This is a genomic window from Nevskia sp. (assembly GCF_021732705.1).
Classification (GTDB): Bacteria; Pseudomonadota; Gammaproteobacteria; order Nevskiales; family Nevskiaceae; genus Nevskia.
In genome coordinates this window covers 104,539-112,125 of record NZ_JAKFUM010000001.1, presented here as the reverse complement: position 1 = coordinate 112,125, position 7,587 = coordinate 104,539, and the positions used below count along the sequence as shown (strand labels likewise).

Here is a 7,587-nt window from a genome sequence, read left to right as displayed (position 1 = left end):
CACCCGCCCGCCCCTGCAAGGCCAGCGCCAGCGCGGCCCCGAGCGCTTCGGTCGCGGCATCGTCGGCGAGTCGCAGCGTGCGTCGGTCGCTCATGGGTTGACCACCGCGCGCAGGGCCTCGACGACATCCGAAGCGATCAAGCCGCGCTCGCCGTCGCGCGCCACGCGGTCGCCCGCGAGGGCATGGGCCATGACGGCCGCCGCGGCAGCCGCTTCGAGACCGAGGCCAGCAAGCCGACCCTGCGCGATGATTGCCGCCGTGACGCCGGTCAGCACATCGCCCATGCCGCCGACCCCCATGCCGGGATTGCCGAACGGGCACAGCCGCAGCGCGGTGCCTCGAATGAGGCTGCCGGCACCTTTCAGCACCACCGCACCGCCGTAGCGCGCCTGCAGCGCGGTGATCGCGGCGACGCGGTCGCCCTGCACCGCTCGCGTGTCGATGCCCAGCAGGCGGCCGGCTTCGCCCGGATGCGGCGTCAGCACCCAGTCATCGCGACGCTGCGGCGATGTCGCCAGCAGATTCAGGGCGTCAGCATCGACGACCTTCGGCCGTTCGCTGGCCAGCACCGCATCGAACAGCCTGCGGCTCCAGTCGCCGAGCCCGAGCCCGGGGCCGACGGCGATGACATCGGCCTGTTGCAGCAGCGGCTGCAGTTCCGCGATCGATTCGACACTGCGAAACATCACGTCCGGCTGCGCCGCCGTGAGCGCCACGGCATGGGCGGCGCGCGTGGCCACCGTCACCAGCCCGGCGCCGCTGCGGAGCGCTGCGCGCGCCGCCAGCAGGATCGCGCCGGCCATGCCGTGATCGCCGCCCACCAGCAGCACGTGGCCGTGCGTGCCCTTGTGGCCGCTGCGATTGCGTGTCGGCAGTGCGCGCTGGAGATCGGCGTGGTCGGTCAACGTCGCGATCGGCGTCAGGCCGTCGTGTACCGATGCCGGCACCGCCAGATCATCGAGCAGCACCTCGCCGCAGACCGCCGGGCCGCAGGCGGTGTGCAGGCCGAGCTTGGCGGCGATGAAGCTCACGGTCAGATCGGCTTCGACCACCGGGCCGGGAATCGCGCCGGTGTCGGCGACGAGGCCGGATGGGATGTCGAGCGCCAGCACGCCGCTGCCGGCCCGATGCGCGGCGTTGACTGCCGCGATCGCATCGGCCGCATCGCCAACCGGTGCACGGGTCAGGCCGGTGCCGTAGAGCGCGTCGACCAGCAGATCGACCGCGGGCAGCGTCGTCGTGCCGGCCGACCAGCGGGTCACGGCGCCGACCGTCAACCAGTCCTGCCGCGCCAGCCGCGCATCGCCGCGGCGGTCGGCGTCATCGCATTCGAAGACCTGCACGGCAAAACCATCCGCCCGTGCCAGGCCGGCGACGACATAGCCATCGCCGCCGTTGTTGCCGGGCCCGCAAAACACGGCGACCGATCGGGCATTCGGCCAGCGGTAGCGCGCGGCGGTCCACGCCGCGCGCGCGGCGCGCTGCATCAGGGTGTAGCCGGGAATGCCGTGGTCTTCGATCGCGCGCCGGTCGAGTTCGCGCACTTGAGCCGCGGAATACAATCGCGCCGCCATGTTTTCCATCGCGCCAGTATAAGTGCCCGACCCCGCCGATCCGTCACCGAACGACGCTGCGCTGCTCGCCGACTGGGCCGCGCAGATCCGTGCCTGGGCGCGTGAACTCGGCTTCGCCGATGCCGGCATCGCCACGCAATCGCTCGATGACGACAGCGCCCATCTGCAGCGCTGGCTCGACGACGGGCTGCATGGCGGGATGGCGTGGATGGCACAGCATGCGAGCTTGCGCGAAGCGCCGGCCCGGCTGCTGCCGGGCACGGTGACGGTGATCAGCGCGCGGCTCGACTATCGACCGTCCGCCGAGGACGCCGAGGCCGTGCTGGCCGACCCGGAAGCCGCCTACATCTCGCGCTACGCGCTGGGCCGCGACTATCACAAGCTGATGCGGAGCCGGTTGAAGAAGCTGGCCGAGCGGATGGCGGAAGCCATCGCGCCGCATGGCTATCGCGTGTTCGCCGACAGTGCGCCGGTGCTCGAAAAGGCGCTGGCCCGCAACGCCGGGCTCGGCTGGATCGGCAAGCACACCCTGCTGCTGAATCGCGAGGCCGGCTCGTGGTTTTTCCTCGGCGAGATCTACACCGACCTGCCGCTGGCACCGTCGGCCGAGGCCCCGGTCAGCGCCCATTGCGGCTCGTGCAGCGCCTGCATCGACATCTGCCCGACACAGGCAATCATTGCGCCGTACCGGCTCGATGCCCGACGCTGCATCTCGTATCTGACGATCGAGCATCACGGCGACATTCCGGAAGACCTGCGGCCGCTGATCGGCAACCGGATTTTCGGCTGCGACGACTGCCAGCTGGTCTGCCCGTGGAACCGCTACGCGAAGCTCGATGCCACCCCGGACTTTGCGCCACGCCACGGGCTGGACGCTGTCCGCCTCATCGACCTGTTCGCGTGGACGGAGGCCGAGTATCTGCAGCGCACCGAAGGCATGGCGCTGCGCCGCGCCGGGTATCACCGCTGGCTGCGCAACCTCGCCGTGGCGATGGGCAATGCGCTGGCCGATCCGGCGCTCAGTTCTTCGGCTTCGCAGGCGCTTTCGGACGCACTCGCGATGCGCGCGGCTTTTCCGGATTCAACGGTGCAATCTCATATTCGATGGGCGCTTCAGCGTCGTCCGGCGGCGGACAGTAGATCGACGGCCCCTCGTACTGGCTGATCTTCACCCGCGTCGTCTCGTAGATCGCCTTCAGGCCCGCGTCGGTCTCGCTGGCGATGGCTTTCGCCACCTGCTGCTCGGCCAGATCCACGCAGTGACGCTCCAGCAGCACCAGCGCCAGGTTGTTGCGCACCACCGGGTTCTCGGCCTTGAGCTTCAGCGATTCGAGGTAGGCCTCTTGGGCGCCGAGGAAGTTCTTCGCGGCGTAGCGGGCATTGCCCAGCGCCACCCACGGCACGACGGTACCCGGCCAGCGCTTCAGTGCGCCTTCGGCATTGCGTTCGGCCAGATCGGGCCGTTCGGCCTTGGTCATGGCTTCGCCGGCGGCGATCCAGCGCTCCTGCGTGGCGCTCGCGGCAACCCGAACACCGTCGCTGACGACCAGCGCCCAGTTGTCGCTGGCCTTCCAGCCGCGCAGGAATTCCTCGAGCGGCTGATAGACGCGGCCATCCTTGCCCGAGCGCAGGATCACGCGATTGGTGACCGGCTCGACGCCGATGACGACCGAGTAGCGCCAGTTCGCCAGCTTCTGCAGCACCAGCACCGGGGTCCCTGCCTTGACTTCGGCGAACACGGCATCCGGGGTCGGCGCCAGCACATACGGCAGGCGGTCGAAGTGGCGCGCTGCATTCAGCAGTGCCGGGCGCTGGTCGACGGCGGCGAACTTGCGATTGATGAATGGCGCGACCTGCTCCGGGCCGACCATCGACAGGCCGTCGGTGTACAGCAGCGTGGCCAGCGCCGATGCGGCGAAGCTCTGGTCGTCGTTCGGGAAGAACGCGGTCTGCTTCAGCTCGATGCGGTCGTTGCCGGCCCCGAAATCCTGCACCCGCTGCGGTGGCTGGCTGGCGCAGGCGGTCAGCAGCAGCGCTCCGGCCCACAACAGCCAGCGTTCAGCGCGCATGGACCCGCTCCAGCAACTGCTGCGTCGATGCGTCGAGCGCGGCGACACCGCTGCCGTCGCCCATCGCCATCGTCACCTGCTGCGCCAGCTGCTTGCCAAGCTCCACGCCCCACTGGTCGAAAGCATTGATGTTCCACAGCAGGCTCAGCACGAAGGTGCGGTGCTCGTACAGCGCACACAGCGCACCGACATGGAACGCGTCGAGCTGCGGCAGCAGCAGCGTGCTGCTCGGGCGGTTGCCGCTGAACACGCGGTGCGGAATCGCGGCCTCCAGCGTCGCGCCCGACAGGCCCTGCCGGCTCAGTTCGGCGCGCACCTGTTCGGCATCCTTGCCGCGCATCAGCGCCGCACTCTGCGCCAGCCCGTTCGCGACGAGAAGCGGATGCTGTTCCGGCAGGCCGCGCACCGGCTTGACCGGAATGATGAAATCGACCGGATGGAGTGCGGCGCTCTGATGCAGCATCTGGAAGAACGCATGCTGGGCATTGGTGCCGACATCGCCCCACAGCGCCGGCGTCGTCGGGTAATCGAGCGTCTGGCCGTCGCGATTGACGCTCTTGCCGTTCGACTCCATTTCCAGTTGCTGCAGCCACCCGACGAAGCGGCGCAGGCGCTGCGCATACGGGGCGATCACCTGGCTGGAAGCGCCGAGAAAGTTGTAGTTCCAGAACGCGATCAGCGCCATCAGCACGGGCAGGTTCTGCGCCAGCGGCGTGCGCCGGAAATGCTCGTCCATCGCGTGAGCGCCGGCGAGCAGTTCGCGAAAGCGGCCCGGCCCGAGCGCGATCATGTTGGCCAGCCCGACGGCCGACCACAGCGAGTAGCGGCCGCCGACCCAGTCCCAGAACTCGAAGACATTGGCCGGGGCGATGCCGAACGCTTCCACCGTCTGCCGCGCCGTCGAAACACCCGCGAAATGCCGGGCCACGGCCGCTTCGCCGAGCGCTGCCGTCAGCCAGTGCCGCGCCGCGCCCGCGTTGGCCATCGTTTCCTGCGTCGTGAAGGTCTTCGAGGTGACGACGAACAAGGTGCGCGCCGGATCCAGCGCGCCGAGCACCGCGGACAACTGCGCGCCATCGACATTGGCGACGAAATGCGCACGCGGCCGGTTGGTCGGGTCCGACAGCGCATCCCAGACCATGCGCGGACCAAAGTCGGAGCCGCCGATGCCGATGTTGACGATGTCGGTCAGCATCTCGCCGGTCGCGCCGCGCCAGGCACCGCTGCGGATCGCGTCGGCGAACGTCGCCATGCGATCAAGCACGTCATGCACGGCCGGCATCACCGGCGCCCCTGCCATCGTCAGGCCCGCGTCGCGCGGCGCGCGCAGCGCCACGTGACCCACTGCGCGGCCCTCGGTGGCGTTGATCACGTCGCCGGCAAACATCCGGGCGATGCCGGCCGACACCTGTTGCTGATCGGCGTAGGCCAGCAGGGCCGACAGGATCGAATCGTCGACGCGCTGCTTGGAATAGTCCAGATACAGACCGCAGGCTTCGGCGGCGAGGCGCCGGGCACGGTCAGGATCGCTTGCGAAACGCTGGTTCAGGGAGACCGCGGCATCGGCCAGGGCAAGCTGCGTCAGCGCGCGCCAGGCGGCGCTTTCCGTCAATGCGGACATCGGAGCGTAGGGGGACCCAACGAAAAGAGGCCCAAGCTTACTCAGCTTGAGCCTCGTTCTGCCATGATTTCTATCGCCTGTTCGCAGCGTGCGCTGCATCGGGCGATCGAAAGGTCAGGCCGCCTGCACCGGGATCGTGTTCGCGGTACGGGTCACGCGGTTGGCCTCGTCGCAGTACACAAGCTTCGGCTTGTGCATCTTGGCGACATTGGCTTCGACTTCCGCGTACGCGCAGATGATCACGCGATCACCGACGCGCGCCTTGTGCGCAGCCGCCCCGTTCACCGAGATGATGCCGCTGCCATTTTCGGCCCGGATGGCGTACGTCGTGAAGCGTTCGCCGTTGCCGACGTTGTAGATCTGGATCTGCTCGTACTCGTGAATGCCGGCGAGGTCCAGCAAACGACCGTCGATGGCGCAGGAGCCTTCGTAGTCGAGTTCCGCGTGGGTCACACGCGCACGGTGAAGCTTGCACTTGAGCATGGTCAGTTGCATGGCGGATACCTTTTGTATGGCCTGGATGGTTGGCTGATCCGGGTGGCCCAAAAAGACATGCACCGGGGGATCAAGAAGTTCAACGACCGAGGGCGGCCCAAAAAGACATGCGCCCGTTGCGGCACGAACTGAATCGACTGCCACAAGTCGCAAAAGTATAACGAGCTTATGCCGAAACGCCAACCCTGAATCGCCGTTGGCGCCGTGTGACCGACGAACGGAAAGGCCGATTACACCCGGTCGCGAAGGCGCCTTGCGCCTGCGCGGGTCAGTCCAGCGTGACCCGCAGGTTGTCGATCAGCCGGGTCGTGCCGAGCACGGCGGCCACCAGCACGACGAAGTCGCGCGTCGACGCGATCGGCGAATCCAGCGCCGGGGTCCGGACCTCCAGATACTGCGGCACGAAGCCCTGCTGCCGCAGCGCGGCGCACGCTTCGTCGCAGAGCGATTCAAGGTCGCGACGCCCCGCACGCAGACCGGCGGCGACGGCCTGCAGGCTGGCATGCACGGCTGGCGCGCGCGCGCGCTCCTCGGCGTTCAGATACTGGTTGCGCGAGGACATGGCGAGGCCATCGTCATCGCGTGCGGTCGGGTGGCCGACGATGGCGATGCCCATGCGCAGGTCGGCCACCATGCGCGTGACGATCTGAAGCTGCTGCCAGTCCTTTTCGCCGAACACGGCGACATCCGGCTGCACCGAGTCGAACAGGATCGCGACCACCGTCGCCACGCCGGTGAAGAATCCGGGCCGGAAATGGCCTTCGAGCTGCGAGGACAGCGGCGCCACGGTGATCGTCGTGGCCGGCGGGAAGCCGTTGACATAGACCTCCTCGACCGGTGGCGCGTAGACCAGATCGACGCCAAGACCGGCGAGCGCCTTGAGATCCTCCGGCAAGGTGCGCGGATAGCGCCCGAAATCCTCGTTCGGGCCGAACTGCAGCGGGTTGACGAAGATCGTGACGACGACACGCTCGGCCAGTTGCTTCGCGCGCTCGACCAGCGCCAGATGGCCGCGATGCAGGTTGCCCATCGTCGGCACCACCGCCACGCGTTCGCCGCGCGCGCGCCAGTCGGCCCGGAGGGATTGCAGTTCGGCAACGGTGTGCAGGGTTTTCATGACCGACGTGAGGGAGACGTGACAAGGCGCGCAGCTTGCCGCAATCGCGGCGGGAATGGCGTTGTCCGGGATTCAGCGCGCCGCATCCGGCGTGCGCCAGATGCCGGCGTTCATCCGCCAGATTGCCGCCCAGCGCGCTTCGGTGAACAGGGGGCCGCGCGTGATCAGTTGCAGGTTGTCGTACAGCTCGCGCAGGCGCGGCGACGTCAGCTGGTTCTCGCCGCTGCGCAGCGAGGCCAGATAGCCATCCGGAATCACCCGGCCGACATGGCCGATGCGCCACGGCTGTTCGCCCGGCAGGCGCGCCAGGAACGGATCGGCCAGCGCCAGCGGATCGACGATCTGCACCGTCGGCCCTGCGGCGTAGCCGATGAAGCCGATGGTGTTGAACACGAAAAGATGATCGCCGGGGGCTTGGCGCATCCGCACGCCTTCCTGCGCCCACGGATGGTTGAACGGCACATCGCGGTCGCGGCTGTGGAAAATCAGCCCGGTGTGCGCGACATAGAAATTGCGCTCGTTGGCGACGCCATTGGCGCGGATCGGCGGATCGCCGCCTTCCGAGCCGACCAGCCGTGTTCCGGCAGCCAGCAGCACCAGCGCGGCCAGCGCCAGCGGCAACGGCTGCGCAAACGCGGCGGCTGCCGGCAGCGATGGCCTCGCCGTCGATGGCTCCGCCGTCGCCAGCAGGATCGCCGCGACGAAGGCCG

Annotated in this window: 6 protein-coding genes and 1 pseudogene; 1 reads left to right on the top strand and 6 read right to left on the bottom strand. The window is 68.5% G+C overall.

Annotated elements, in window-relative coordinates; genetic code table 11:
• Positions 1-90: 90 nt before the first annotated feature.
• The gene (locus QZ951_RS00480; protein ID WP_292997396.1) at positions 91-1,575 is read right to left on the bottom strand and encodes an NAD(P)H-hydrate dehydratase; all 1,485 of its coding nucleotides are present in this window, start codon (positions 1,573-1,575) and stop codon (positions 91-93) included.
• Between the two features lie 61 nt (positions 1,576-1,636).
• Here QZ951_RS00480 and queG point away from each other — a divergent pair, with 61 nt between their 5' ends.
• Complete coding sequence (gene queG / locus QZ951_RS00475) at positions 1,637-2,740, top strand: tRNA epoxyqueuosine(34) reductase QueG (RefSeq protein WP_366943758.1); 1,104 nt, start codon at positions 1,637-1,639, stop codon at positions 2,738-2,740.
• A 61-nt stretch (positions 2,741-2,801) separates the two neighbouring features.
• Here queG and QZ951_RS00470 read toward each other — a convergent pair.
• The 5 genes and pseudogenes from QZ951_RS00470 to QZ951_RS00450 form a co-directional block, all read right to left on the bottom strand.
• Positions 2,802-3,644, bottom strand: a pseudogene (locus QZ951_RS00470) (PA2778 family cysteine peptidase); the annotation flags it as partial.
• Positions 3,634-5,265, bottom strand: coding sequence for a glucose-6-phosphate isomerase (gene pgi / locus QZ951_RS00465; RefSeq protein ID WP_292997392.1), 1,632 nt, complete (start codon positions 5,263-5,265; stop codon positions 3,634-3,636). The gene pgi and the pseudogene QZ951_RS00470, both read right to left, overlap by 11 nt.
• A gap of 114 nt (positions 5,266-5,379) precedes the next feature.
• On the bottom strand, positions 5,380-5,760 hold the full coding sequence (gene panD / locus QZ951_RS00460; RefSeq protein ID WP_292997391.1) for an aspartate 1-decarboxylase: 381 nt from the start codon (positions 5,758-5,760) through the stop codon (positions 5,380-5,382).
• 268 nt (positions 5,761-6,028) lie between these two features.
• Positions 6,029-6,877, bottom strand: a complete 849-nt coding sequence (gene panC / locus QZ951_RS00455; protein ID WP_292997390.1) for a pantoate--beta-alanine ligase — start codon at positions 6,875-6,877, stop codon at positions 6,029-6,031.
• Positions 6,878-6,949: 72 nt separating this feature from the next.
• Complete coding sequence (locus QZ951_RS00450) at positions 6,950-7,498, bottom strand: hypothetical protein (RefSeq protein WP_292997389.1); 549 nt, start codon at positions 7,496-7,498, stop codon at positions 6,950-6,952.
• Positions 7,499-7,587 lie beyond the last annotated feature (89 nt).